At 72.3% G+C, this 24,143-nt stretch carries 20 protein-coding genes; 10 read left to right on the forward strand and 10 right to left on the reverse strand.

The window, feature by feature from the left end:
• Nucleotides 1–338: 338 nt before the first annotated feature.
• Nucleotides 339–1,439 (reverse strand): recombinase RecA, encoded by a 1,101-nt coding sequence (gene recA, locus ABZ857_RS07170; RefSeq protein WP_357038859.1) that lies wholly within the window; start codon nucleotides 1,437–1,439, stop codon nucleotides 339–341.
• A 332-nt stretch (nucleotides 1,440–1,771) separates the two neighbouring features.
• On the opposite strand from recA, the gene ABZ857_RS07175 reads away from it, so the two are divergent.
• A complete protein-coding gene (locus tag ABZ857_RS07175; protein ID WP_357038862.1) occupies nucleotides 1,772–2,047 on the forward strand; it encodes a hypothetical protein in 276 nt (91 codons plus the stop codon).
• Nucleotides 2,048–2,072: 25 nt separating this feature from the next.
• Here the strand turns inward: ABZ857_RS07175 and ABZ857_RS07180 are convergent, their stop codons facing one another.
• The 5 genes from ABZ857_RS07180 to ABZ857_RS07200 form a co-directional block, all read right to left on the reverse strand.
• Nucleotides 2,073–3,158 (reverse strand): ABC transporter permease, encoded by a 1,086-nt coding sequence (locus ABZ857_RS07180; RefSeq protein ID WP_357038864.1) that lies wholly within the window; start codon nucleotides 3,156–3,158, stop codon nucleotides 2,073–2,075.
• Nucleotides 3,155–4,033 carry an ATP-binding cassette domain-containing protein gene (locus tag ABZ857_RS07185; RefSeq protein ID WP_357038867.1) on the reverse strand — a complete coding sequence of 293 codons (879 nt, stop codon included), beginning with the start codon at nucleotides 4,031–4,033 and terminating at the stop codon, nucleotides 3,155–3,157. Before ABZ857_RS07185 ends, ABZ857_RS07180 begins: the two co-directional genes overlap by 4 nt.
• Nucleotides 4,026–4,334, reverse strand: coding sequence for a transcriptional regulator (locus ABZ857_RS07190; RefSeq protein WP_357038870.1), 309 nt, complete (start codon nucleotides 4,332–4,334; stop codon nucleotides 4,026–4,028). The genes ABZ857_RS07185 and ABZ857_RS07190 overlap by 8 nt, the downstream gene beginning before the upstream one ends.
• Nucleotides 4,331–4,762 carry a hypothetical protein gene (locus tag ABZ857_RS07195; RefSeq protein ID WP_357038873.1) on the reverse strand — a complete coding sequence of 144 codons (432 nt, stop codon included), beginning with the start codon at nucleotides 4,760–4,762 and terminating at the stop codon, nucleotides 4,331–4,333. Before ABZ857_RS07195 ends, ABZ857_RS07190 begins: the two co-directional genes overlap by 4 nt.
• A gap of 204 nt (nucleotides 4,763–4,966) precedes the next feature.
• Nucleotides 4,967–5,161, reverse strand: coding sequence for a DUF3046 domain-containing protein (locus tag ABZ857_RS07200; protein WP_357038876.1), 195 nt, complete (start codon nucleotides 5,159–5,161; stop codon nucleotides 4,967–4,969).
• Nucleotides 5,162–5,580: 419 nt separating this feature from the next.
• On the opposite strand from ABZ857_RS07200, the gene ABZ857_RS07205 reads away from it, so the two are divergent.
• Nucleotides 5,581–10,770 carry a DEAD/DEAH box helicase gene (locus tag ABZ857_RS07205; protein WP_357038879.1) on the forward strand — a complete coding sequence of 1,730 codons (5,190 nt, stop codon included), beginning with the start codon at nucleotides 5,581–5,583 and terminating at the stop codon, nucleotides 10,768–10,770.
• 324 nt (nucleotides 10,771–11,094) lie between these two features.
• Here the strand turns inward: ABZ857_RS07205 and ABZ857_RS07210 are convergent, their stop codons facing one another.
• Together ABZ857_RS07210 and ABZ857_RS07215 are read right to left on the reverse strand one after the other, a co-directional pair.
• Entirely contained in the window at nucleotides 11,095–11,778 is a 684-nt protein-coding gene (locus ABZ857_RS07210; RefSeq protein ID WP_357038882.1) for a M15 family metallopeptidase, read from the reverse strand.
• A 16-nt stretch (nucleotides 11,779–11,794) separates the two neighbouring features.
• Nucleotides 11,795–12,967 (reverse strand): ROK family protein, encoded by a 1,173-nt coding sequence (locus ABZ857_RS07215; RefSeq protein ID WP_357038885.1) that lies wholly within the window; start codon nucleotides 12,965–12,967, stop codon nucleotides 11,795–11,797.
• Between the two features lie 215 nt (nucleotides 12,968–13,182).
• Here ABZ857_RS07215 and ABZ857_RS07220 point away from each other — a divergent pair, with 215 nt between their 5' ends.
• The 4 genes from ABZ857_RS07220 (at nucleotide 13,183) to ABZ857_RS07235 (ending at nucleotide 17,997) form a co-directional block, all read left to right on the forward strand.
• A complete protein-coding gene (locus ABZ857_RS07220; protein WP_357038888.1) occupies nucleotides 13,183–14,514 on the forward strand; it encodes a sugar ABC transporter substrate-binding protein in 1,332 nt (443 codons plus the stop codon).
• A 3-nt stretch (nucleotides 14,515–14,517) separates the two neighbouring features.
• The gene (locus ABZ857_RS07225) at nucleotides 14,518–15,537 is read left to right on the forward strand and encodes a sugar ABC transporter permease (protein ID WP_357038891.1); all 1,020 of its coding nucleotides are present in this window, start codon (nucleotides 14,518–14,520) and stop codon (nucleotides 15,535–15,537) included.
• Nucleotides 15,534–16,385, forward strand: coding sequence for a carbohydrate ABC transporter permease (locus ABZ857_RS07230; protein ID WP_357038894.1), 852 nt, complete (start codon nucleotides 15,534–15,536; stop codon nucleotides 16,383–16,385). The genes ABZ857_RS07225 and ABZ857_RS07230 overlap by 4 nt, the downstream gene beginning before the upstream one ends.
• A 121-nt stretch (nucleotides 16,386–16,506) precedes the next feature.
• Nucleotides 16,507–17,997 (forward strand): glycoside hydrolase family 3 N-terminal domain-containing protein, encoded by a 1,491-nt coding sequence (locus tag ABZ857_RS07235; RefSeq protein WP_357038897.1) that lies wholly within the window; start codon nucleotides 16,507–16,509, stop codon nucleotides 17,995–17,997.
• A 74-nt stretch (nucleotides 17,998–18,071) separates the two neighbouring features.
• On the opposite strand, the gene ABZ857_RS07240 is transcribed toward ABZ857_RS07235, so the two are convergent.
• The gene (locus ABZ857_RS07240) at nucleotides 18,072–19,250 is read right to left on the reverse strand and encodes an ROK family transcriptional regulator (RefSeq protein ID WP_357038900.1); all 1,179 of its coding nucleotides are present in this window, start codon (nucleotides 19,248–19,250) and stop codon (nucleotides 18,072–18,074) included.
• Between the two features lie 234 nt (nucleotides 19,251–19,484).
• On the opposite strand from ABZ857_RS07240, the gene ABZ857_RS07245 reads away from it, so the two are divergent.
• From ABZ857_RS07245 to ABZ857_RS07260, 4 genes are all read left to right on the forward strand, one after another.
• A complete protein-coding gene (locus tag ABZ857_RS07245; protein WP_357038902.1) occupies nucleotides 19,485–21,401 on the forward strand; it encodes an endonuclease/exonuclease/phosphatase family protein in 1,917 nt (638 codons plus the stop codon).
• A gap of 66 nt (nucleotides 21,402–21,467) precedes the next feature.
• On the forward strand, nucleotides 21,468–21,932 hold the full coding sequence (locus ABZ857_RS07250; RefSeq protein WP_169979343.1) for an Rrf2 family transcriptional regulator: 465 nt from the start codon (nucleotides 21,468–21,470) through the stop codon (nucleotides 21,930–21,932).
• 34 nt (nucleotides 21,933–21,966) lie between these two features.
• Complete coding sequence (locus tag ABZ857_RS07255) at nucleotides 21,967–22,752, forward strand: DNA-formamidopyrimidine glycosylase family protein (protein ID WP_357038906.1); 786 nt, start codon at nucleotides 21,967–21,969, stop codon at nucleotides 22,750–22,752.
• A gap of 85 nt (nucleotides 22,753–22,837) precedes the next feature.
• Nucleotides 22,838–23,149, forward strand: a complete 312-nt coding sequence (locus ABZ857_RS07260; protein ID WP_357038909.1) for a glyoxalase/bleomycin resistance/dioxygenase family protein — start codon at nucleotides 22,838–22,840, stop codon at nucleotides 23,147–23,149.
• Between the two features lie 424 nt (nucleotides 23,150–23,573).
• Here the strand turns inward: ABZ857_RS07260 and ABZ857_RS07265 are convergent, their stop codons facing one another.
• On the reverse strand, nucleotides 23,574–23,930 hold the full coding sequence (locus tag ABZ857_RS07265; RefSeq protein WP_079311978.1) for a helix-turn-helix transcriptional regulator: 357 nt from the start codon (nucleotides 23,928–23,930) through the stop codon (nucleotides 23,574–23,576).
• Nucleotides 23,931–24,143 lie beyond the last annotated feature (213 nt).

Below are 24,143 nucleotides of genomic sequence, written 5' to 3' on the forward strand. Positions count from 1 at the left end.
CGAACGGCGTCCTCGGCGAGCCCGGCGGCCTTCGCCGCCGGAGCGTGCCGGCCCGCGGGCACCGGTCTCCCAGGTGCCGTTCTTCCCGGCGTCGTTCTCCCAGGTGTTGTTCTTCCCGGTGCCGTTCTTCCAGGTGTTGTTCTTCCCGGCGTCGTCGGGGCCTGCGTCAACGCGGGTCTCGCGTCTGCGGATCTCCGCACGCAGGGCGGCGATCGTCGCGGACGCGTCCTCGGCCGACCCGGGCGGCTCGTCGGCCGGCCCCCAGGGTCCCGAGTTCCAGTCCCCCGGCCCGATCTCGTCGTCCGCGCCGGGGGGCTCGTCGCGCCTCATGCCTGCGCTCAGACGTCACCCGGCTTGGGCGCGCTGGCCGCCTTGCTTCCCCTGCCGGACGTGGGGGCGGGCGGCGCCGCCGGAGCGGCGGGCGGCTCGCTCGGCGTGTCGAGCCGCGGCCCGACACCGAGCTTCTCCTTGATCTTCTTCTCGATCTCGTTGGCGATGTCGGGGTTGTTCTTCAGGAAGTTGCGGGCGTTCTCCTTGCCCTGCCCGAGCTGGTCGCCCTCGTACGTGTACCAGGCGCCGGCCTTGCGCACGAACCCGTGCTCGACGCCCATGTCGATCAGCCCGCCCTCGCGGGAGATGCCGATGCCGTACAGGATGTCGAAGTCGGCCTGACGGAAGGGCGGGGCCATCTTGTTCTTGACGACCTTCACCCGGGTCCGGTTGCCGACCGGCTCGGTGCCGTCCTTGAGCGTCTCGATCCTGCGCACGTCCAGCCGCACCGACGCGTAGAACTTCAGCGCCTTACCACCCGTGGTGGTCTCGGGGCTTCCGAACATGACGCCGATCTTCTCGCGGAGCTGGTTGATGAAGATGGCGGTCGTCCGGGTCTGGTTCAGGGCGCCGGCGACCTTGCGCAGGGCCTGCGACATGAGGCGGGCCTGGAGGCCGACGTGGCTGTCGCCCATCTCGCCCTCGATCTCGGCCTTCGGCACGAGGGCCGCCACCGAGTCGATCACGATGATGTCGACGGCGCCGGAGCGGATCAGCATGTCCGCGATCTCGAGTGCCTGCTCACCGGTGTCCGGCTGGGAGACGAGCAACGCGTCGACGTCGACCCCCAGCTTCTTCGCGTACTCGGGGTCGAGGGCGTGCTCGGCGTCGATGAACGCGGCGATGCCGCCGCCCCTCTGGGCGTTGGCCACCGCGTGCAGGGAGACCGTCGTCTTACCGGAGGACTCGGGGCCGTACACCTCGACGATCCTGCCGCGGGGGTAGCCGCCGATGCCGAGGGCGACGTCGAGAGCGATAGAACCGGTGGGGATGACCTCGACCGGGGCACGCGCGTCGTCTCCGAGGCGCATGACGCTGCCCTTGCCGAACTGCCGCTCGATTTGCGCGAGGGCGGTCTCAAGGGCCTTCTCGCGGTCGTTGATTGCCATTGGGTGCCCCCTGGAGGGTGGTCGTCTGCATCGGTCACCGAAAAGCTACGGGGTGCCACCGACATTTTCCGGAGCTTCCCGCACGCCGCCCCGAAAGGCGGGCCGGGAGTCTGTCGCGCCCCGGCGCCGTGACGGCGCGCACCCCGGCGGCGACCAGTCCAATATAGCCGAACGACTGTTCGATCACATGCCCGAACCGCCGCCCCGCGCGGCGGGCGAACGGGACCCCAACCGCGCCGTTACATTCCCGGGCGTTACTCTGCCATGGTTGTCAGCGCGCTGACCTGGGACGATCCTTGTAGCAAAGCTGGATCTCCCGCTGGAGGGGCCACGTGACGGGCACCGGCGACTACAGCGGACAGCGCCTGGCCCACCTTGAGGCGCTGGCGGCGCGGCTCCCCGAGCACGGCCTCTCCGCGCGACTGCTCGGCACGGACGATCCGGTCCTGTCCGTCTGGCACCCGGGCACCGGCAGGCAGACGATCGTCTTCGCGACGCCCGCCGCGGAAGGGTGGATGTTCCTGTGGGCCCCGGGCGGCCAGGAGAGCGCCGACGATCCCGGCCGTGCGGCCGAACTGATCGGCCGGACGCTCTCCCGGCACCCCTGATCCTCCGGCTGACGCCCCCGCCCGGTCAGCGGACGACCTCGCCCAGCTTGACCCTGGCGCCGGTGCGGAGCACCGCCCGCCGGTAGACCCGGGCCGCGCCCAGCAGGACGGCCACCACGGCCACGACCATGAGCGCTCCGGCGATGAGGATCTCCCCCATCGGCACGTCGGCGGCCGCCGTACGCACGGGCATGACCATCGAGGAGAACGGCGGCACGAACGACAGCACGCGCGCGACCGTGCCCGCCGGCTCGACGGCGGCGAAGTAGGCCGTCAGGTAGGTGAGCGTCATGAGCATGGTCATCGGCGTCAGGACGCTGTTGAGCTCCTCCTGCCGTGACACCAGGGAGCCGAAGGCGGCGGCGAGCGCCGAGAAGAAGGCGTAGCCCAGCACGAACCAGACGACCGCGCTGACCACGATTCCCCCTGTTCCGGGCGGCAGGTCGGCCGTGAAGCCGGTCGCGAACGACGCCGACAGACCGGCGGCGATGACCACGACGAGGTTGACCAGCCCCAGCGAGCCCAGTCCGACGATCTTGCCGCCCAGGAGCTGCCAGGGACGCACCGAGGTGAGCAGGATCTCCACGATGCGGCTGCCCTTCTCCTCCACCACGCCCATGGCGACGAACATCGAGGAGTAGATGAGCAGGAAGAACAGCACCATCACGATCAGCGTGGCGATGCCGGTGCGCACGCCCTGGTAGCGGGCGTCGGCGCCGACCGACTCCACCGTCAGCGGCGTGATCGTGAGACCGGCCGCCTTGATCTGGGCGTCGCGGTGGGCGCTCTCCAGGATCAACCCCAGCCGCTGGTCGAGTTCGCCGTTCGCGAGGACCTTGTCCCCGTTGATCAGGGCCGCGTCGAGGTCCCCGTCGATCACGGCCTTCCGCGCGGCCGCCTCGTCCGGATACCGCGAGTACGCGAGCTGAGCTGCGGGCGGGGGCGCGTCGCCCACCACGCCGACGTCGTAGGTGTCGTCGCCGCCCAGCACCTTGGGCAGGAACGCGAGCGCCGCCACCAGGACCGCGCTGACCGCCAGACTGATCAGGTACGACCTGGTCCGGATGCGCGTGCGGATCTCCCGCTGGGCCACCAGCCACAGCCCGTTCATGCCACCGCCTCCCTGAAGATCTCGGCCAGCGTCGGCTGCCTGCGGCCGAAGTGCTCCACCCTGCCCGCCCCGATCGCCGTACGCAGGATGTCCTGGTCGTCGCCCTCCTCGCACAGCAGGACGTCGCGGCCGCCCTCGCGGGTCAGCTCGCCGGGCAGGCCGTCGGCCCAGCCGGGCGCGGCGTCCCTGACCACGACTCGCAGCACCCCGCGGCCTTCCCGCTCGCGCAGCTCGCCGACCGGTCCGTACGCCACCATGCGGCCCGACGAGATGATGCCGACCGAGTCGCAGAGCCGTTCGACCAGGTCGAGCTGGTGACTGGAGAAGATCACCGGCACGCCCGCGGCGGCGCGGTCCTTGAGCACCTCCGCGAGCGCGTCGACCGCCAGCGGGTCGAGGCCCGAGAACGGCTCGTCGAGGATCAGGACCGCCGGCTCGTGGACGAGCGCGACGGCGAGCTGCACCCGCTGCTGGTTGCCGAGCGACAGCGCCTCCACGGCGTCGTCGCGCCGCTCGACCAGGCCGAGCCGTTCGATCAGGGCGGCGGTGGCCGAGCGCGCGGTGGCCGGGGCGAGCCCGTGGAGCCTGCCGAAGTATTCGATCTGCTCGGCGACCTTCATCTTCTGGTAGAGGCCGCGCTCCTCCGGCATGTAGCCGAACGTGCGGCGGGCGTCGTACGTCACCGGGCGCCCGTCGAGGCGCACCTCGCCGGAGTCGGCGTCGAGCACGCCCATGATGATCCGCATCGTCGTCGTCTTGCCCGCGCCGTTGGCGCCGACGAACCCGAACGTCTCGCCCGGCCGTACGGTGAAGCCGACCCCGTCGAGGGCGGTCTTGTCTCCATAGCGTTTGCGCAGGCCGTCGATCTCAAGCACGGGGGGTCGCCTCCACAATTCGTCGCAGAACGTCCATGTATGTGTCGAAGGCCGTACGCCCCCGATCGGTCAGCGAGAGCCAGGTCCGCGCGCGCTTGCCGACGAAGGTCTTCTCCACCCGGACGTAGCCGGCCTCTTCTAGCGTGAGGATGTGCTTGCTGAGCAGCGAGTCACTGACCTCGATGGTGTCGCGGAGGAACCGGAAGTCGGCCTTGTCGGCCGCGGCCAGAGCAGCCACGATCGAAAGCCGCACCGGCGCGTGGATGATCTCGTCGAGCTCGTGGCGCGGGTGGGCGGTCATCGGTTCCTCGTCACGCGGAGGCCGCCGTACACCAGGGGCAGCCCGGCGAGCACCGACAGCGCGGCGAACACCGCCGTCCAGCCCGCCGTGGGCCGATCGGGCAACAGCCAGACACCGACGACGAACGGTGCCAGCATCGTCGCCACGTACGCGGCCGAGACCGGCCCGTTGATCCGCTTCATCAGCCGGTCGTGGACCCGCAGGCGGGCCCAGTACACGCACAGGGCGACCGTCAGCACGATCCACCCGAGCCCTGCGATCAACGGCAGCGGATGGCCGCCGAGGAATATCGCCGGCCAGTAGACCATCGTGGCCAGTCCCACGAACAGGTACGCCCGTCCGGGCCCGCGCGAGGAATGCCGGACCCGCCGCCCCACGCGCCCGATCTCCTGGAGAGCCTCATCCGGAGTGAAATGGTCTCCGCTCACTGCTTCCTCCGTGTTCATCCGCTCAACACGCTAGCAAGCACTCAACCGACGTTCAAGTGGTTGCCGTAGGCGACGGAGCACAGGGGTGATGGACGGAGCGGCACGTGACGGGGTCACGCCGCCGTGGTCACGTGGTGGAGTCGGCGGAGACCGCCGCCGAGCGGTAGCCGCCGGCGCGGTCTGCCGGCAGGCGGAGAAAGGGGGTCAGCGTAGCTTGGGGTCCACGTCGACCTCCTGGCAGACGGCCTGCCAGACCTGCTTGGCCGCCACGCCCTCCGCGAGGGCCTGCTCGACCGTGCGCCCGCCGAGCCCGGCGATGACGTAGTCCTTCGCCCACGACTCCGCGTACGCCTCGCCGAAGTGGCGGCGCATCCTGTTCCAGAAGTCTGTGAGGCGCATGCGTTCAGTATGACGCCGCGGCCGGGATGAGCCGTCCCGGCCGCTGCGCCGCGATCGCTTCCGCCGGCGGGAGGCGGCGTCACGTGACGCGGGTGCCGTACATCTCGCCGAGCGGGTCGGCGAGCAGTTCCAGCCGGGCGCCGTCCGGGTCCTGGAACAGCAGCCGTCTTCGCCGGCTGACCCGTTCCGCGCGGTCCGCCCGCAGGCCCTCGTGCCACGGCTGGCGGGCCTGGCGGGCGCGGTCCTGCCGGTCGATACGGCTCCCCCGCCGGGCATGTCGTTCTCCCTCCGCCGGACCATGTCGTCACGTCGCACGGGATCACGCCTGCCGGGGCCGCCTTGCCCCACTCTTGCCGCTCACCTGGTGACGGGATGGCGGCACGGCGTTTTCTGTCGGTGGGGCGATGCATGATGGGCAGGTGGGTGCGCTCGACTGCTTCAGCCCGGTGACCAGGGAGTGGTTCGCCGGCGCCTTCGCGACGCCGACCACCGCGCAGGAGGGCGCGTGGTCGTCGATCGCGCGGGGCGAGAACACGCTCGTGGTCGCTCCCACCGGGTCCGGCAAGACGCTCGCCGCCTTCCTGTGGGCCATCGATCGCCTCGCCGTCGAGCACACGGCGGTCCCGGCCTCGCCGCGAAACGTGGCGGCGCAGGAGGAGCGGCACGGCGGAACCGGCGCGGAGCGGCACGGCGAACCTGTGGCGGGGCGGGCCGTCGGCCGCGGCGGCGCGCGACGCGGCCGGAAGGACGGGGATCCGCCCCGGCAGTGCCGGGTCGTGTACGTCTCCCCCCTGAAGGCCCTCGCGGTGGACGTCGAGCGGAACCTGCGGGCCCCGCTCACGGGCATCCGGCAGACGGCGCTGCGGATGGGACTGCCCGCCTCTGACATCTCGGTGGCCATCCGCTCCGGAGACACCGCGGCCGAGGACCGGCGCCGCTTCGCCGCCCGGCCCTCCGACATCCTGATCACGACGCCCGAGTCCCTGTTCCTGATCCTCACCTCGCAGGCGCGCGAGGCGCTGCGCGGCGTCGAGACCGTGATCGTGGACGAGGTCCACGCCGTCGCGGGGACCAAGCGCGGGGCGCACCTCGCGCTGACGCTGGAGCGGCTCGACGCCCTGCTGCCCGCTCCGGCCCAGCGCATCGGACTGTCGGCGACCGTACGGCCGGTCGAGGAGGTGGCGACGTTCCTCGGCGGGTCCCGCCCGGCCACGGTCGTGCAGCCGCCCTCCGAGAAGGTCATCGAGGTCGACGTCGTGGTCCCGGTGGAGGACATGACCGAGCTTGCGCCGCCTCCGCCCGGGGCTGACGGCGAGTCGCCGGAGCACCGGAGGAGCATCTGGCCGCATGTCGAGGAGCACCTTCTCGACCTGATCGAGGCCCATCGGTCCACGATCGTCTTCGCCAACTCGCGTCGTCTGTCGGAGCGCCTGTGCACCCGGCTCAACGAGCTCGCCTGGGAACGCCGGACCGCCCACGCGCGGGGCGAGGGTCCGGGCCAGGCGGATCCGGCCCACTGGGCGGAGGCCTTCGAGGAGTTGCACGCGCAGTGGTCGGACCGGCGCGAAGGATCTGACACCCAACACGCGGACGCCGAGCGCGGGGACAGCGCGCACGAAGACAGCACGTACAAAGACAGCACGCACGGGGACAGCGCGCACGAAGACACCGGGCGGACGGACGCTCTATGGCCTGATGCCCAGCGCGGGGATGCCCGGCGGACCAGCCCGGCGGCCATGCCGTCGGAGATGATGGCCCAGGCGGGAGCCTCGGGCGGCGCGATCCCCGAGGTGGTGCGGGCGCATCACGGCTCCGTCTCCAAGGAGGAGCGGTCCCAGATCGAGGAGGCGCTGAAGTCGGGCCGCCTGCCTGCGGTGGTCGCCACCTCCAGCCTGGAGCTGGGCATCGACATGGGGTCGGTCGACCTGGTGGCCTGTGTCGAGGCGCCGCCCAGCGTGGCGAGCGGCCTGCAGCGCATCGGCCGCGCCGGGCACCAGGTCGGGGCCGTTTCCCGAGGCGTGATCTTCCCCAAGTACCGGGGCGACCTGGTCCAGACGGCCGTCGTGGCCGAGCGCATGCGTACGGGGCAGATCGAGGAGATCCGCTATCCGCGCAATCCCCTCGACGTGCTGGCCCAGCAGATCGTCGCGATGACCGCGCTCGACGAGTGGACGGTCGACTCGCTGGAGACGCTGGTGCGCCGGGCCGCGCCGTACGCCACGCTGCCGCGCGGCGCGCTGGAGGCGACGCTCGACATGCTCGCCGGGCGCTACCCGAGCGAGGAGTTCGCCGAACTGCGGCCTCGCATCGTGTGGGACCGGGTGACGGGCACCCTCCATGGCCGTCCCGGGGCCCAGCGGCTGGCGGTGACGAACGGGGGCACCATCCCCGACCGCGGGCTGTTCGGCGTGTTCCTGGTGGGCGACAAGGCGTCGCGCGTGGGCGAGCTGGACGAGGAGATGGTCTACGAGTCCCGCGTCGGCGACGTGTTCGTGCTGGGCGCGACCTCGTGGCGGATCGAGGACATCACCGCCGACCGGGTCCTGGTCTCCCCCGCCCCCGGGCAACCGGGCAAGCTGCCGTTCTGGCACGGGGACGCACCTGGCCGCCCCGCCGAGCTGGGCCGGGCGATCGGCGCGTTCCTCCGTGAGCTGTCGGCCGCCGGAGCGGGCGGCCGGGGCGACGGGGCGGCGGCGCGCGAGCGGATCCGCGCGGCGGGGCTCGACGACTACGCCGTCGGCAACCTGCTCGCCTACCTGACCGAGCAGCGGGAGGCGACGGGCTATGTGCCCGACGACCGCACGCTCGTGGTCGAGCGGTTCCACGACGAGCTGGGCGACTGGCGTGTGGTGATCCACTCCCCCTTCGGCGCGCGGGTCCACGCCCCCTGGGCGCTCGCCATCGGACGGCGGCTGCGCGAGCGGTACGGCGTCGACGTCCAGGCCGTCCACTCCGACGACGGGATCGTGCTGCGCGTGCCCGACACCTTCGAGGACGCGCCGACCGACGTCGCGGTGTTCGACGCCGAGGAGATCGAGCAGGTCGTGATCGAGGAGCTGGGGGGCTCCGCCCTGTTCGCCTCCCGGTTCCGGGAGTGCGCCGGACGCGCCCTCCTGCTGCCCCGCCGCTCGCCCGGCAGGCGCAGTCCCCTGTGGCAGCAGCGCCAGCGGGCGGCCCACCTGCTCGGGGTAGCGAGCAAGTACGCCGGGTTCCCGGTCGTGCTGGAGACGATGCGCGAGTGCCTGCAGGACGTCTTCGACGTGCCGGGCCTGGTGGAGCTCATGCGGGACGTCGCCGCCCGCCGGGTGCGGGTGGTCGAGGTGGAGACCTCCCAGGCGTCCCCGTTCGCGGCGTCGCTGCTGTTCAACTACATCGGCGCGTTCATGTACGAGGGTGACGCGCCGCTGGCCGAGCGGCGGGCGCAGGCACTCGCCCTCGACACCGCGCTCCTCGCCGAGCTCATGGGGCAGGCCGACCTGCGGGAGCTGCTCGACCCGGATGTCGTCGCCGAGACCGAGCGGGAGCTGGCGCGGCTGGACAGGCCGTTGCGCGACGCCGAGGATCTGGCCGACCTGCTGCGCTCGCACGGCCCGCTGCTCGCCCAGGACGTCTCGATCCGCGAGGGCGACCCCGCCTGGCTCGCCGACCTGGAACGGGCCCGCCGGGCCATCCGGGTGCGCGTGGCGGGCCACGAGCAATGGGCCGCGGTGGAGGACGCCTGGCGCCTGCGCGACGCGCTCGGGGTGCCGTTGCCGGTGGGCGTCCCGCACGAGTTCCTCGAAGCGCCCCTCGCCGGTGGGCCCGGCGGACCGGGCCGGGCCGCCGCTCCCGATCCGCTCGGTGACCTGGTCGCGCGCCACGCCCGCACCCGCGGGCCGTTCTCCTCCGGCACGGCCGCCGCGCGCTTCGGCGTGGGCGTCGCGGTGGTGGACGAGGCGCTGCGCCGTCTCGCGGCGGCGGGCAGGGTGGTCGCGGGCGAGTTCCGCCCCGGGGGCAGGGGCGAGGAGTGGTGCGACGCCGGGGTGCTTCGGCTGCTGCGGCGCCGGTCGCTGGCGCGGCTCCGCAAGGAGGTCGAACCGGTCCCCCCGGAGACGCTGGCGGCGTTCCTGCCCGCCTGGCACGGCATCACACCGCAGAGCGTCACGCCGACCGGCGATGGGCAGGGCGGGAACGGCAACGCGCAGTGGGCTCAGGGCGGGCGGGGGCGTCCGGCGCGGCAGGACGACCCCGCGCGGCCCGAGGGATGGCATGCGGGTCCGGTCCGGCAGGAGGGCCACGGCTCGGCGCGGGCCATGGACGCTCTCATCACGGCGATCGAACGGTTGCAGGGAGCGGCCGTCCCCGCGTCCGCACTGGAGTCGCTGGTGCTCCCCGCGCGAGTGCCCGGATACTCCCCCGCCCTGCTCGACGAGCTGACCTCGTCCGGGGAGGTCGTCTGGGTGGGCCAGGGGTCCCTGCCCGGCGGCGACGGGTGGGTCGGTCTCTACTTCGCCGACACCGCACCTCTGCTGCTCCCCGCTCCTTCGGAGATCACCATGACTCCGCTGCACGAGCAGATCCTGGAGATCCTCAGCGGGGGCGGTGCGCTGTTCTTCCGCGAGCTGTCCAACCGGGTCGCGGCGGCGGCGCTCGGCGACGACGCGCCGCCCCCATCCGGCCTGGACGCCGCCTCGGCCCGCCGGGCCAGAATCCTCGGCCGTGTCCCGGAGGGGGCGGCGGGCGTCGCGCGTGCGAGCGCGGTGCCGGACGACACGACACTCGCGGCGGCGCTGTGGGACCTCGTCTGGGCGGGCCGGATCACCGGTGACACGCTCGCCCCGCTCCGCTCGACGCTGGGCACCGGACGGCCCGCCCACCGTCCGGCGGCGACCAGGCGCCGCCGCGCGGTGCTGCCGACGAGAAGCGGCCCGCCGACCGTGAGCGGCCGATGGTGGCTGCTGCCCTCGCCGTCGGCCGACGCCACCCAGCGAGCGCACGCGCAGGCCGAAGTCCTGCTGGAACGGCACGGCGTGCTGACCAGGGGCGGCGTCACGGCCGAGCGCCTGCCCGGTGGGTTCTCCGCCGTCTACCAGGTGTTGCGCGCCTTCGAGGAGAGCGGCCGGTGCCGCCGGGGCTACTTCGTCGAGGGCCTGGGCGGCGCGCAGTTCGCCCTGCCGGGTGCGGTCGATCGCATGCGCGCCATGTCCTCCCCGCATCCCGCTCCGGCCGAGGACCTGTGGTCGATCCCCGCCCCGCCGCCGTCCCGCCGTGTGGTCGTGCTCGCGGCGACCGACCCGGCCAACCCGTACGGCGCGGCCCTGCCCTGGCCGGACCGCACGGACGACGTGACCCACAAGCCGGGCCGCAAGGCCGGCGCGCTGGTGGTGCTGGTGGAGGGTGCGCTGATCCTCTACGTCGAGCGCGGTGGGAAGACCCTGCTCTCGTCCGGGCCGGAGGAGGACCTGCGGCCGGCCGTGCAGGCCCTGGCCGTCGCGGTGAAGCGGGGGGCGCTGGGGAAGCTGACGGTCGAGCGGGCGGACGGCACCGCCATCGCCGACTCACCCCTGGCAGAGGCCCTGGAAGCGGCCGGGTTCCACCCCACCCCCCGTGGTCTGCGCATCCGCGCCTGACCGAGGGCCGGCCGACGTCGTCACGCCGTCGGTCCGCGTCGGGGCACGGTGCCGTGCCACGGCCGCCACCAGGGTGCCGGCGGAGACGACGACGATGCCCGCGCCGAAGATCTGGAATGTCGCGGCCGTTCCCAGCCGGTGCACGGCGAACCCCGCGAAGTCCGTCGGCGTGACTCCGATGGAGTATCGCCGGGCTTTTCACAGCCGCCCCGGATCCGCCGTGTGACGCTCCGCGGGCCGATGTCTACGGGTTCAGGTACGGCCGGCAGGCCCCGGCGACCGCCACCGGCCACAGCAGGTCCAGCGACGAGGCCGCCCCGATCCCTACAGTTCGACGGGGCCGTAGATGGCGGCGGGGGCGCGGCGGGTCATGGCCCAGTAGCGGTCGCCGTACGACCAGTGCCACCACTCGGTCGGGTAGTTGACCAGCCCGGCCGCCTCCAGGGCCGCACGCAGGACGTCGCGGTTGCGCCGCGCCTCGGCTCCCACGGGGGCGGCGGTGTAGCACGCGCCGCCGCTCTGCTCGGGGGTCGCGTTGACCGCCGTGCCCATGTCGAGCTCCACCCCGTCGTCGCCGCACAGCGTGAGGTCGACGGCCGCGCCCGCCGTGTGCGGGGCCACCTCGATCGGCGAGACGTACCGGCTCGCGGCGACGTGCAGCTCCGCATCCGGCATCTGGGGGAACGCCGCCCGCAACTCGTCCTTGTACTCCTCGAAGTACTTCCTCTGCAGCGCCGGCGGGCGGTAGCCCTCGACCACGACCAGGTTGCATCCGGCGGGCAGGCGCTCCTGGGCCTCCTCCAGACGGGCGAGCAGGCCCTCGCGCAGGTGAGCGTAGGCCCCGGCGGGGTCGGCGAGCCGCCCGTCCACCCGCAGCCGCCCCCGTACGTCGCTCAGCTTCTCCCCGCACTCGTTCACTTGGATGGAGGTCACGCGGGGATCGGAGATGAGCACCGGGCCCTCGGCGAGGCCGGGCACGGTGGAGCGATCATTCGGAGAGTCGGGCATGAGGATCAACCTACCGTCAGACAGTGTCCGAGAAGACCTCTTCACGTGCTCGGTCCAGTGCCGCGACGATCGCACCCATGAGAACGGGATTGCCCTCCACTCCGGTCGCCACCACCGTGGGACGGCTCGGGCACACCCGCGCCACCGCCTCCTCGACGCGCTCCGCGAGGTGAACGCCGCCGGCCCTGCCCACGTCACCGCCGAGCACGACGAGGCCCGGGTCGAGGACCACGGAGACCGCCGCGACCCCGACCGCGAGACGTCCGGCCAGGTCCTCGACGAAGGCGTCGTTGCCGGCGTTCATGGCCGTACGGACCAGGTCGGCCACCTCGGCATCCCGGAGGTCGGCGGCGAGGCCGTGCGCGCGGGCCAGGTTCCACAGCGCCTCTCCTCCGACGAGGCGCTGGAAGGAGCCGGTCTGCGGCGCGGTGACCGCGCTCGGCAGCGGCTCCCCGGGGACGGGCAGCCAGCCGATCTCGCCCGCACCGCCGGTGATGCCGCGGTGCAGCCGGCCGCCGAGCATGACGCCGAGGCCCTGGCCGACGCCGGTCCACAGGATCACGAAGTCGTCGGCGCCCCGCGCGGCGCCGTACGTCTGCTCGGCGAGGGCCGCCAGGTTGACGTCGTTCTCGATGATCACGCATTCGCCGAGCAGGGTGCGCAGCCCGGCCAGGATGCCGACGTGCCAGGTGGGCAGGTCGACCGAGTAGCGCACGTCGCCGGTGAGCGGATCGACCACCCCGCGCGTGCCGATGACGAAGCAACGCAGCCGGGTGAGCTCTATCCCGGCCGTCCCGCAGGCCCGCTGGACGGCCTCGTGGACGATGCGCACGGGGTCGCTGGCCTCGCTCGGGTCCACGGTCACCTGGGCGACGACCGTGCCGGTGATGTCGGCGACGGCGGCCGTGACGCTGTCCGGCAGCACCTCCAGCCCCGCGACGTACGCACTGGAGGGGTTGACCCCGTACAGCGCGGCGTTGGGGCCGCGCCCGCCGGGGCGCTCCCCCGCGGCCGTGACCAGCCCGCGCGTCTCCAGCCGGGCCAGGAGCTGGCCGGATGTGACCTTGGACAGCCCGGTAAGCTCTCCCAACTCGGCCCTGGTCAGCGGGCCCCTGGAGATGAGGAGTTCCAATGCCGCGCGGTCGTTGATCTGCCGAAGCAGCCGAGGCGTACCCGGTCGTTGAGGCACCGGCTGGTTCCCCTCTCGTCACGATCCGCTAACGCGGTCTTTTTTATAAGAAAGTTTCTTGTTAGTTTATCGCCAGCCAGCCCGGAGGCAACCGATCAGCCTCGGGACGCCAGAGCGCCGACCGAAAGGAGAGCGCCTTCCAGCAGGTGAGCGGCCCGCCGACACCCCCCACGAGGCGCACCCCCGACGCGAAGCCGGGAAGGGAGAGACCCATCGTGAAGATCGTGAAGATCGCGGTCGCGACCACTGCGACCGCTGCCCTGGCCCTGGGACTCGCAGCTTGCTCGAGCGACGACTCCGGAAGCACGACAGCCCCGTCGTCCTCCGCCGCCGCGAGCGGTCCCAAGTTCGCCGGCCAGACTCTTACCGTGTGGCGACTCGGTGCCCCCACCGACGTCTTCACCAAATACATGGACGACCTGAACGCCAAGTTCAAGGAGAAGACGGGCGCCGAGGCGAAGGTCCAGTGGATCCCCTGGCCCGACGCCCAGAAGAAGTGGACCACCGCGCTCGCCGGCGGTGAGGGCCCGGACGTCACCGAGTTCGGCAACGACCAGGTCGCCGCCTGGGTGGCCCAGGACGCGCTCGCCGACATCACCGACGCCGCGAAGAGCGACCCCGAGCTCCAGCAGATCCCGCAGAACCTGTGGAGCTACGAGACCATCGACGGCAAGATCTACGCCGTGCCGTGGGGCGGCGGCACCCGCGCCGTCCTGTACCGCAAGGACTGGTTCGACAAGCTCGGCATCGAGGTCCCCAAGACCTGGGACGACCTGGTCGCGGCAGCCAAGAAGATCGTGGACAAGCAGGGCAAGGACGTCGACGGCTTCGCCTTCAACGGCGGCTCCGACGCGAACATGTCGCTGTCGCCGTTCGTCTGGTCCGCCGGCGGTGACTTCGCCAAGTTCGAGGGCGGCAAGTGGGTGGGCCAGCTCACCCAGCCGGGCTTCAAGGAGGGCTTCCAGTTCTACACGGACCTGGTCTCCAAGGACGGCGTGTCCGGCAAGGGCCGCCTGACGCAGAACTCCGTCGACATCGCCCAGCGCTTCGCCGCCGGCAAGGTCGGCATGTACGTCACCGGCGGGTGGGACATCGCCGCCATCAAGGAGCAGAGCAAGGGCAAGGTCGACGAGTCGAAGATGGGCTTCTTCTCGCTGCCCGCCAAGGACGGCTCCGGCCCGGCCCCGGCCTTCCAGGGCGGCAACGACATCGCCGTCTGGAAGGACGCCAAGAACCCCGAGCTCGCCCTCGAGTACGTCAAGCTCGCCGCGGGCAAGGAGTTCGGCGTCCGGTACGCCAAGGAGGGCGGCCTGCTCCCGCTCTACCCCGACGCGCTCGCCGAGATGGGCAGCGACCCCGCACAGAAGCCGTTCACGGACACCTTCAAGGTCGCCAAGGGCTTCCCGGCCAGCCCCAACTGGGCCGAGGCCAACGACACCAAGGCCGTCCTGCAGAACGCGGCGCGTGAGGTGATCGAGGGCAAGAAGAACGTCGACCAGGCTCTGGCGGACGCGAACACCGAGCTTGAGACGATCCTCAACCAGTAGATCATGACTCACACGTCAACCCTCGCCCGGGGCGGAGCCGACACCTCCGCCCCGTCGCGGCGCAGTCGCAAGCGGACGCGCCGGTCGGGGCTCCCCCCGAAGGCCGTCCCGTACGTCCTGCTCCTGCCGGGCTTCCTGGTCATCGCGGTGCTGCTCCTCTACCCGATGTACCAGATGGTCGAGATGTCCTTCCACAAGGTCGGGCTCCGGCAGATCAAGGCCGTCAACCCCGCGCCCGCCGACTTCGTCGGCCTGGACAACTACAACAGCGTCCTCGGCTCGCCCCTGTTCTGGACGTCGCTGCGCAACACGGTGGTCTTCGCCCTCATCACCGTCGCACTGACGCTCGTCCTCGGAACGCTGGTCGGCCTGCTGCTGAACCGCCTCGGTAGCAAGATGTCCACGTTCGTGATCGTCGGCATCATGGCCGCCTGGGCCACGCCTCCGACCGCGCAGGCCATCGTGTGGAAGTGGCTGTTCGACTCGGACGCCGGCGTCGTCAACTGGACACTGAACCTCCTGCCCGACTGGCTGTCGAACCTGCTGTTCGGCCGCTCGGACTGGAGCGGGCAGCCCTGGTTCAACGACACGTCCACGCTCTACTTCGTGCTGATCGTGGCCGTGGTGTGGGCGTCGTTCCCGTTCATCGCGGTGTCGGTGCTCGCCGGTCTGAAGAGCATCCCGTCGGAGCTGTACGAGGCGGCGAAGATGGACGGCTCCAGCGCGGTCACCACGTTCAGGAGGATCACGCTTCCGCTGCTCAAGCCGGTGTTCTCGGTGCTGGTCGTGCTGTCGATCATCTGGGACTTCAAGGTGTTCACCCAGCTCTACCTGCTGGCGGGCGGCACCACGAACCGGGACGCGTTCAACCTCTCACTGTGGAGCTACGCCGAGGCGTTCGGCGGCAGCGCGCCGAAGCTCGGCCTCGGCGCCGCCATCGCGGTCGTGCTGACCGTGATCCTGCTGCTGATCACCCTCGTCTACGTCCGGCAGATCGTGAAGACGGAGGACGACATCCGATGAACCCGCTCGCGCGCAGGAGGCTCGTGCAGGTCGCGCTGAACGCGGCCGGGATCGCGGTGTTCCTCTTCGCGGTCTTCCCCGTCTACTGGATGGTCGCCACGGCCTTCAAGCCGAACGACCAGATCTTCACCACGAGCTTCATCCCGTTCCCCAGCCCGCCGTCGCTGGACCACGTCCAGCGGGTCTTCACCAAGGGCGTGGGCGAGCTCCCCATCTGGCAGTACCTGCTGAACAGCACGATCGTGGCGCTCAGCGCCGTCGTGCTCGGCGCGGTCTTCGCGCTGCTCGCGGCGACGGCGGTGGCGCGCTTCCGCTTCCGCTTCCGCACCTCGTTCCTGATCCTGCTGCTGATCGTGCAGATGGTGCCGGCCGAGGCGCTGCTGATCCCGCTGTTCACCATGGTCAAGCGGATCGGCCTGTACGACCAGCTGCTGGGCCTGATCGTGATCAACGTCGGCCTGACGCTGCCGTTCTCCGTCTGGATGCTGCGCACGTTCGTCGCGGCCGTGCCCAAGGAGCTGGAAGAGGCGTCGTGGATCGACGGCGCCGGCCGGTTCACCACCTTCTGGCGGGTGCTGTTCCCGCTGGTCGCGCCGGGCCTGGTGGCGACGAGCATCTTCGCCTTCATCACCACCTGGAACGAGTTCGTCTTCGCCCTGACCCTCATCAACGACCAGGGCAAGTACACGATGCCGGTCGCCCTGAAGTTCTTCGTCGGCCAGCGGTCGACCGACTGGGGCGGCATCATGGCCGCCTCCACTCTGATGACCATCCCGGTCCTCGTCTTCTTCCTGCTGGTCCAGCGGCGGATGGTCTCCGGCCTCGTCGCGGGCGCGGTCAAGGGATAACCCCACCGCCGCCGGCACCCCGCTCTCCCGAAGGCCGCCGGTACGGCCACCGCACCCGGTGGCCGTACGGGCCCTGCCCGCGCGCCCTCACATCTACTGTCACCTAAGGAGCCGAGACACCATGTCCGCCACCCGCGACCCCCTGGCGGGGGCCGCCGACATGTCCACGCGTACCGGCGACCGGGGCCTGCACCGGCTCGCGGCGGGCGCACTGCTGATCTCGTTCCGGGGCACCACCGCGCCGGACTGGGTCCTGCGCGGCCTTGAGGACGGTCTGGGCGGCGTCTGCCTCTTCGGCTTCAACGTCGCCGAGGGCGAGCAGGTCGCCGCGCTCAGCGCCCGCCTGAACGAGGCGGGACGCCCGGTCGTCTCCCTGGACGAGGAGGGCGGGGACGTCACCCGGCTGGCCTACCACACCGGAAGCGCCTACCCGGGCAACGCGGCGCTCGGCGCGGTGGACGACGTGGCCCTGACCGAGCGGGTCTACCACGCGATGGCCGCGGACCTGGCGCGGTGCGGCGTGAACCTCGACATGGGCCCGGTGGCCGACGTCAACACCGCCGACGACAACCCGATCATCGGCACCCGGTCGTTCGGCTCCTCGCCTGACCTCGTGGCACGGCACACCGTCGCCGCCGTACGCGGCCTGCAGTCGGCGGGGATCGCCGCCTGTGTGAAGCACTTCCCCGGCCACGGCGCCACCCATCAGGACTCCCACCTGGAGATCCCGCTGGTGGACGCCTCGTTCGACCTGCTCAGGGAGCGCGAGCTGGTCCCGTTCATCGCGGCGATCGAGGCCGGCGCGAAGTCCATCATGTCGGCGCACGTGGCGGTCCCCGACCTGACCGGGACGCTGCCCGCCACGCTGAGCTGGGAGACGCTGACCCGGCTGCTGCGGCGCGAGATGGGCTATGACGGCGTCGTGATCACCGACGCCCTCGACATGCACGCGATCAGCAGGAGCGTGGGGCTCGCGGAGGGCGCGGTGATGGCCCTGGCCGCGGGCGCCGACCTGCTGTGCCTCGGGCCGCTGCCCACGCCGGAGGACGTCCGGGGCATGGTGGACCACATCGTGGACGCCGTCGCCGAGGGCAGGCTCACGGCCCAGCGGCTGGAGGAGGCCGCCGCGCGGGTGGAACGGCTGCGCGACTGGTTCGGCGCGTCGCACGAGCGCGGGGAGGCGGCGGAGAGCGACGTCGTCGGCCTCGACGCCGCCCGCCGCGCCGTGTCGCTGACCGGCTCGGCGGGGCCGCTGGTCGATCCGTTCGTGGTCGAGATCGACACGCCGCCGACGATCGCGGTGGGCGAGGTGCCCTGGGGGATCGCGCCGTGGCTGCCGCAGGCCGAGATCGTCCGGGTCAAGCCGGAGGAGGCCGACGCCGGGGCGCTGCTCGGCCGGTCCCGGGATCGCTCGCTGATCCTGGTCGTCAAGGACGCCCACCGGCATGCGCGCAGCCGCGACCTGGTCTCCGCGCTGCTCGCCGCCCGTCCTGACGCCGTCGTGGTGGAGATGGGCCTGCCGATCTGGCGGCCCGACGCAGGGGCCTACATCGCGACGTACGGCGCGGCCCGCGCCAACGCTCAGGCGGCCGTCGAGCTGCTCACCGCGTGAACGCCTCGGGCACCGCCGCCGTCCCGGGACGGGCGCGCCGCCACGGCCCGCGGGGGCCTGACGGCGCAGCCTCCTCAGGAGGTGAAGATCTCTTCCCTGGCCTGGTCGAGCGCGGCGAGGACGGCGCCACGCAGCACCGGGTTGCCCTCCACCTGGCTCGTGACGACCTGCGGCGGGACCGGGCAGATACGCGCCACCGCCTCCTCCACCCGGGTGGTCAGGGCCGACCCGCCGGCCCGGCAGACCTCCCCCGCCAGCACCACGAGACCGGGGTCGAGCACCACGCACACCGACGCCACGCCGAGCGCGAGCCGCGAGGCGACCTCGTCGAGCAGGGGCTCGCCCGCCGCCCCGGCCGCGACGGCCGCGGTCACGCAGTCGGCGGCGGTGTCCCCGGCGAAGCCGTGCCCGCGGGCCAGCTCGGTGACGGCCTCGGAGCTGACCAGCGACTGCAGGCCGCCCCCGAGCGACGGCAGACGCCCGGGGACCGCCCTGACGTCGTCGGCGAGCGGCACCCCGGGCACCGGGAGGTAGCCGATCTCCCCCGCGCTCCCCGACCGGCCCCGGTGCAGCCGTCCGCCCAGCACGACGGCAAGGCCGATGCCCCGGCCCACCCACACGAGCACGAAGTCGTCCACCTCCTGGGCGGAGCCCTTCGCGCGTTCGGCGATCGCGGCGAGGTTGACGTCGTTCTCGATCGTGACGTCCCGGCGCAGGTCGCGTGCGAGCGCCTCGTGGATGCCCTCGTGCCACTGCGGCAGGTCGAAGGAGAACCGCACGTCCCCGGTGCGGGGATCGACGACGCCCGGCGTGCCGATCACCACGCCGCGCAGCCGCGACAGCGCCACCTTCGCGCTCCTGCAGGCCTTCACCACGGCCGTGTGCACGAGCGAGACCGGGTCGTCCTGTTCCTCGGGGGATGCCGTCACCTCGGCCACCACGTCGCCGTTGATGTCGGCGATCGCCGCCGACACCCGGTCGGGCCCCACCTCGAGCCCCGCGACGTACGCGCAGGAGGCGATCACGCCGTACAACGCGGCGTTCGGCCCCCGGTTTCCCGCCTGCTCCCCCACGACCTCCACCAGGCCGCGCTCCTCCAGACGCGCCAGCGTCTGGGACGCGGTGACCTTGGACAGGCCGGTCAGCTCCCCGATCCGGCCGCGCGTCAGGGGACCAGAGGCGAGCAGCAGTTCCAGGGCGGCCCGGTCGTTGATCTCCCGGAGCAGCCGGGGCACGCCAGGACGTCGCTCCATGCTCCTGCTTCCCATCGTCTGAGTCTCCGGCTCGCCGTCGGTGCGCCCACGCACGCCCCTCCGGTTCGCTCGGCCCCCGGTGGCGCTTCGGTCATGCACGCCCGTGAATGAATAACAAGGTTTAAAGCAAGCTTAGCGAGCAGACAAGTGCGGGGGATCGCCCCAGGTCGACGTTATTGGTAACGCTCCCATGTTTCATGAGGATGGCTCTCATATGAGCCCGAAGGGAGCGCCATGACCGAGACGGCCGGGCAACCGCACACCACACCGACCCGCGGACTTTCCGCTCCCCCGTGGCCGCTGGTCATGCTCGTGACAGGTGTCGCACTCCTGTTCGACGTGGTGCGGGTGTTCCTGCCGTCCCTCATCACCCTGTACGGCAGGGCGGGCGAGACCGATCCCGCGAGTATGGGGATGTACGCCGCGCTCTGGTTCGTCCTGCCGTTCGCCGCCGTCCCCGCGGCGCGGCTCCTGTCGCCCCGCATCGTCGGGGCGGCGGGCGCGGTGGCGCTCGCCGCGGCCCGGCTCGGCCTGCAGGCCGCGGACGGGGGCACGCCCCAGCTTCTGCTCGCCTCCGCCGGGGTCACGGCGGGCCTGGTCTTCCTCTACGGCTGCGCGCGGACGACGGCGGGCACATGGGTGCCGGCCGGGCTGATGGGCGGCCTGGCCGCCGCGTCGATCGTCCACCTGGCCCTCGACCGGGTGGACCTCGTCTGGCGGGACGGGCCGCTGCCCTGGCTCGCCATCGTGGCGCTCTGCGTCGCCTTCCTGTGGTCCGTACGGCTCTCGCCCGCGTCGCCCGGCCCCGCCCCGGCGGCCGTGTGGTTCGCCTTCGGACCGATGCTCATGCTCGCGGGGATGTACTGCGGCGGCCCCGCCACGTTCGCACAGGACACCGGGCAGCACAGCGCGCCCTTCACGGCCCTGGCGGTCGCGTTCCAGGTCGCGGCGCTGTGCGCGGCCGTCGTATGCGCCTGGACGACGTCGTGGGGCTGGACGGCGGGGCTCTTCCTGGTCGCCGGGGTGGCGACGGCGGAGGCAGGTGAGCAGGGCCCCGCGGCCCTCGTGACGACGGTCGCCCTCGGAGCCTGCGCCGGCGCCGCCGGACAGCACGAGGGCGCCGCCGCGGAGAGCGCGGGCAGGCGCGGGGGCGTCGCGGTGCTGTGCGGGATGCTCGTGTTCCTGGTCGGGGCGTTCCTCTACTACGCGGCCTTCGACGCCGACCTGGGGTTCCCCAACGCGCTGGTCCCGGTGGCGGTCGCCGTCCTGGTCGCCGCCGTCGCCGTACGCGCGGCCCGGCGGCACCGGACCGCCGGGATCGATGCACAGGCGGCACGGCGGGCGCCGCGGCGATGGGGATCGATCACGGTGTCGCTGGCCCTGCTGACCGGCCTCCTCACCTGGCAGTCGCCGCCCGCCACGAGGACGATCACGGGGAACGAGTTCACGCTCGTGGCGTACAACATCCGGATGGGCTTCGGGCTCGGCGGGCGGCTCGACCTCGACCGCATCGCCGCCTGGGCCGCGACGCGGCGTCCCGACGTGGTGCTGCTCAGCGAGGTGGACCGGGGCTGGCTGCTGAACGGCGGGCACGACGACCTGGCGAGAATCGCCCGCGGCCTGGGCATGCGCTACTACTTCGCCCCCGCCGCGGACCGCCTCTGGGGCGACGCGCTGCTCACGAACCTGCCCGTCACCGAGATCGGCTCGACCCGGCTGGGGCGGCACGGCTACCCGACCGGCGCCCAGGCCCAGTCGATCGTGCTGGACGTCGGCGACCACGAGGTGGGGATCGTGAACACGCACCTGCAGGAGCCGCGCGGGCAGGCGCCCGAGGTGGCGGCGATCGCACGGCGGCTCGCCGCGAACACCCTCCCGCCCGGCACCGGTGTGGCCGATCCTCGACCGGTGATCGTGGCGGGAGACCTCAACACGACGCCGTCCGATCCCCAGATGCGCGTGCTGGAGGCCGCGGGCCTGTCCGACCCGCTGCGGGCGTTCGGCGACCCGCCGACCTCGCCCGCCGATGCCCCCGTACGGCGCATCGACCACGTGCTGATCTCGGACGGGCTCACCGCGGTGGCGGCCGACGCGCCCCGGGTGCCGTTCTCCGACCACCTCCCGGTCGTCGTACGGCTGCGCCTGAATTAGGCCCGGCCGGGCCCTGTTGGCAGGCGGGCGTCCTACCGATGCCAACCAGGCGGGATAATCGACTACATGCGACTTTCTGCCCGTGTCGACTACGCCCTCCGTGCCGCCGCCGAACTCGCCGCGGCGGGTGAGGGACCCACCACGGTGGGCGAGCTGGCCAAGGAGCAGGAGATGCCCCCCAAATATCTGGAGAACATCCTGCTGCAGATGCGCCGCGCCGGACTGGTGCGCGGGCAGCGGGGCCCAGAGGGGGGCTATGTCCTGGCACGGCCGGCCAGCCAGATCTCGCTCGCCGACGTGATCCGCGCGGTGGACGGGCCGCTGGCCAACGTGCGGGGCGAGCGGCCCGAGCACGTCGGCTACCAGGGCGCCGCCCAGGCGCTGCAGCAGGTGTGGATCGCGCTGCGAGCGAGTGAGCGGGCCATCCTCGAAGAGGTCAACCTGGAGCAGATCGCCAAGGGCGAGCTGCCGCCCCGGGTGACCGAGCTCGCCGCCGACCCGGCGGCGTGGGACTCGCACATGCCGGTGTGAGCCGCCCGTCCCCGATCCTCCCGGGAGGAGAGCCGTGCCGGAGGGTGACGCCGTCTACCGGACCGCCAAGCGGCTCAGGCAGGCCCTCGACGGCCTGAGGCTGACCCGCAGCGACTTCCGGGTGCCCCGGTACGCCACCGCCGATCTGCGCGGCAGGACCGTGCTGACGACGATCTCGCGCGGCAAGCACCTCCTGACCCGGGTGGAGGGCGGGCTCACGGTCCACACGCACCTGCGCATGGAGGGAAGCTGGCGGGTGGGCCCGGCGGGCCGCCCGGCGCCGAGGGGCGACGTGGTCCGGCTGATCCTCGCCAACACCCGGTGGCAGGCGGTCGGCACGCGGCTGGGGATGGTCGATCTCGTGCCGACCGACCGTGAGGAGCGGGTCGTGGGGCATCTCGGCCCGGACCTGCTCGGCCCGGACTGGGACGCCGCCCTGGCCGTACGCAACCTGCTGCGCGCCCCGCAGCGGTCGATCGGGGAGGCGCTGCTCGACCAGCGCGACCTGGCCGGCATCGGCACGATCTGGCGCGCCGAGACGCTGTACGCCGCGCGGGTGTCCCCCTGGCGTCCGGTGGGGTCGATCCCGCCGGACGAACTGGAGGCGCTGGTCTCGGTCGCCCACCGTCTGATGGACGCGAGCAAGGACGCGCCGCTCCCGGTGACGACGGGCGATCCGCGCCCCGGGCGGTCCCTGCTCGTGTACGGCAGGGCACGCCGCCCGTGCCCCCGGTGCGGCAGCCCGATCAGCGGCGGGGAGATGGGACCACAGCCGTCCGAACGGCTGATCTACTGGTGCCCCGCCTGCCAACGAGACTGAGAACGCTCCCGGGACACCTCCGACGGGCGTCCCCGCGACCGCCCTGATCGACAATTGGGCAGTACTCGCACACGAAGGGGTTCCCGTGCCGGCCGCCACCGCCCGCGTGACGCTGCTCGTCCTCTACACCGATCGGCTGGAGGAGTGCCAGGCCTTCTATGGCGCGCTCGGCGTCGAATTCACCCGGGAGCGGCACGGCCGAGGCCCGCAGCACTACGCCGCCGTCCTGGCCGACGGCACGGTGTTCGAGTTGTACCCGGCGACCACCGGGCGCAGAACCGGAGCCGTACGGCTCGGTCTCCACGTGGACGGCGCCACCACCCAGCCGCGGCTGGGGCCCGGCCGGCACCTCCTGACCGACCCGGACGGCAGGGTGGTCGAGATCCAGGCGTCGTGATCACGGCGGTCAGGGCGAGGGCGACCCCGGGACGGAGGCCGGGATGGGGCCGCCAGGCCGCGAGGAGACGAGGCACCTGACCAGGCGCCACGGACCAGGCGCCACGAGACCGCGGCACAGGAGAGACAGGGTGAACGAACGAACGTGGCCGAGCGGGAACGGGTCGAACGGGCACGTCGGGAACGGAAACGGACCTGCGAGGGCCAGGCGCCCGCCCCTGGGATCGGGACAGGGCACCCGGGTCCGGGTCGACCCGGACTGCGAGCGCGGGGCCACGCCTGATCTTCTTACCGGGCGTGTCCTGTCGGGCCGTGTCTTATCGGGACCGTGTCTTTTAGGGACCGTGTCTTATGGGGCCTGGGGGACGGTCAGGCGAGGTCGCGGCGACACCGACCGCCGGCGCGGCGGGGCGTCCAGACGCCGCCTAGGCGGCGACCATGTCCTTGACCTCGGGGAAACCCTCGAATTCCGGCCCTGAGGGGACGGTCTCGGGGATGGGCAGGCGCTCGTGCTCGGGCAGCTCTGCCAGCACGGGGGCGGCCTGCAGCTCGGCCAGCGCGAACTGATCGGACACCTCGCGCAACACCTGGGACAGCGGGACCCCGAGCGCGCCGCAGATCGAGGCGAGCAGCTCGGAGGAGGCTTCCTTCTGACCGCGCTCGACCTCGGACAGATAGCCGAGTGAGACACGCGCCAGCGTGGAGACCTCGCGAAGGGTGCGATTCTGCCGCACCCGCAGCCGCCGCAGCACGTCACCGAGCAGCTGACGCAGCAGGATCATCTGTCGCTCCCTCCCCAGGGGGGGCGCCTTCACGACGCCTCGCGCGGTGGGCTCATGTCGCCCCTTCTTCATCTGCCCTTCGTACATACGCCTCGCCGTCATCATCGGTTCGCTCGGCCCCTTCGCCGGGCGTGCGCCTGTCTTGCTCCTCGCCGATGGCTCACGGACCTCACTCACAGCTCCACCGTACCTGTAGAGGGCGACACCGCGGCA

Origin of the sequence: Microbispora sp. NPDC046933, from assembly GCF_040644635.1 — a bacterium.
Lineage (GTDB): Bacteria > Actinomycetota > Actinomycetes > Streptosporangiales > Streptosporangiaceae > Microbispora.

Bases quoted from the DNA above. Each gene is read 5' to 3' on its own strand.
- recA (WP_357038859.1), bottom strand. From the start codon at position 1,439: ATGGCAATCAACGACCGCGAGAAGGCCCTTGAGACCGCCCTCGCGCAA.
- ABZ857_RS07180 (WP_357038864.1), bottom strand. From the start codon at position 3,158: ATGAACGGGCTGTGGCTGGTGGCCCAGCGGGAGATCCGCACGCGCATC.
- ABZ857_RS07190 (WP_357038870.1), bottom strand. From the start codon at position 4,334: ATGACCGCCCACCCGCGCCACGAGCTCGACGAGATCATCCACGCGCCG.
- ABZ857_RS07200 (WP_357038876.1), bottom strand. From the start codon at position 5,161: ATGCGCCTCACAGACTTCTGGAACAGGATGCGCCGCCACTTCGGCGAG.
- ABZ857_RS07210 (WP_357038882.1), bottom strand. From the start codon at position 11,778: ATGCCCGACTCTCCGAATGATCGCTCCACCGTGCCCGGCCTCGCCGAG.
- ABZ857_RS07225 (WP_357038891.1), top strand. From the start codon at position 14,518: ATGACTCACACGTCAACCCTCGCCCGGGGCGGAGCCGACACCTCCGCC.
- ABZ857_RS07230 (WP_357038894.1), top strand. From the start codon at position 15,534: ATGAACCCGCTCGCGCGCAGGAGGCTCGTGCAGGTCGCGCTGAACGCG.
- ABZ857_RS07235 (WP_357038897.1), top strand. From the start codon at position 16,507: ATGTCCGCCACCCGCGACCCCCTGGCGGGGGCCGCCGACATGTCCACG.
- ABZ857_RS07240 (WP_357038900.1), bottom strand. From the start codon at position 19,250: ATGGAGCGACGTCCTGGCGTGCCCCGGCTGCTCCGGGAGATCAACGAC.
- ABZ857_RS07245 (WP_357038902.1), top strand. From the start codon at position 19,485: ATGACCGAGACGGCCGGGCAACCGCACACCACACCGACCCGCGGACTT.
- ABZ857_RS07250 (WP_169979343.1), top strand. From the start codon at position 21,468: ATGCGACTTTCTGCCCGTGTCGACTACGCCCTCCGTGCCGCCGCCGAA.
- ABZ857_RS07265 (WP_079311978.1), bottom strand. From the start codon at position 23,930: ATGATCCTGCTGCGTCAGCTGCTCGGTGACGTGCTGCGGCGGCTGCGG.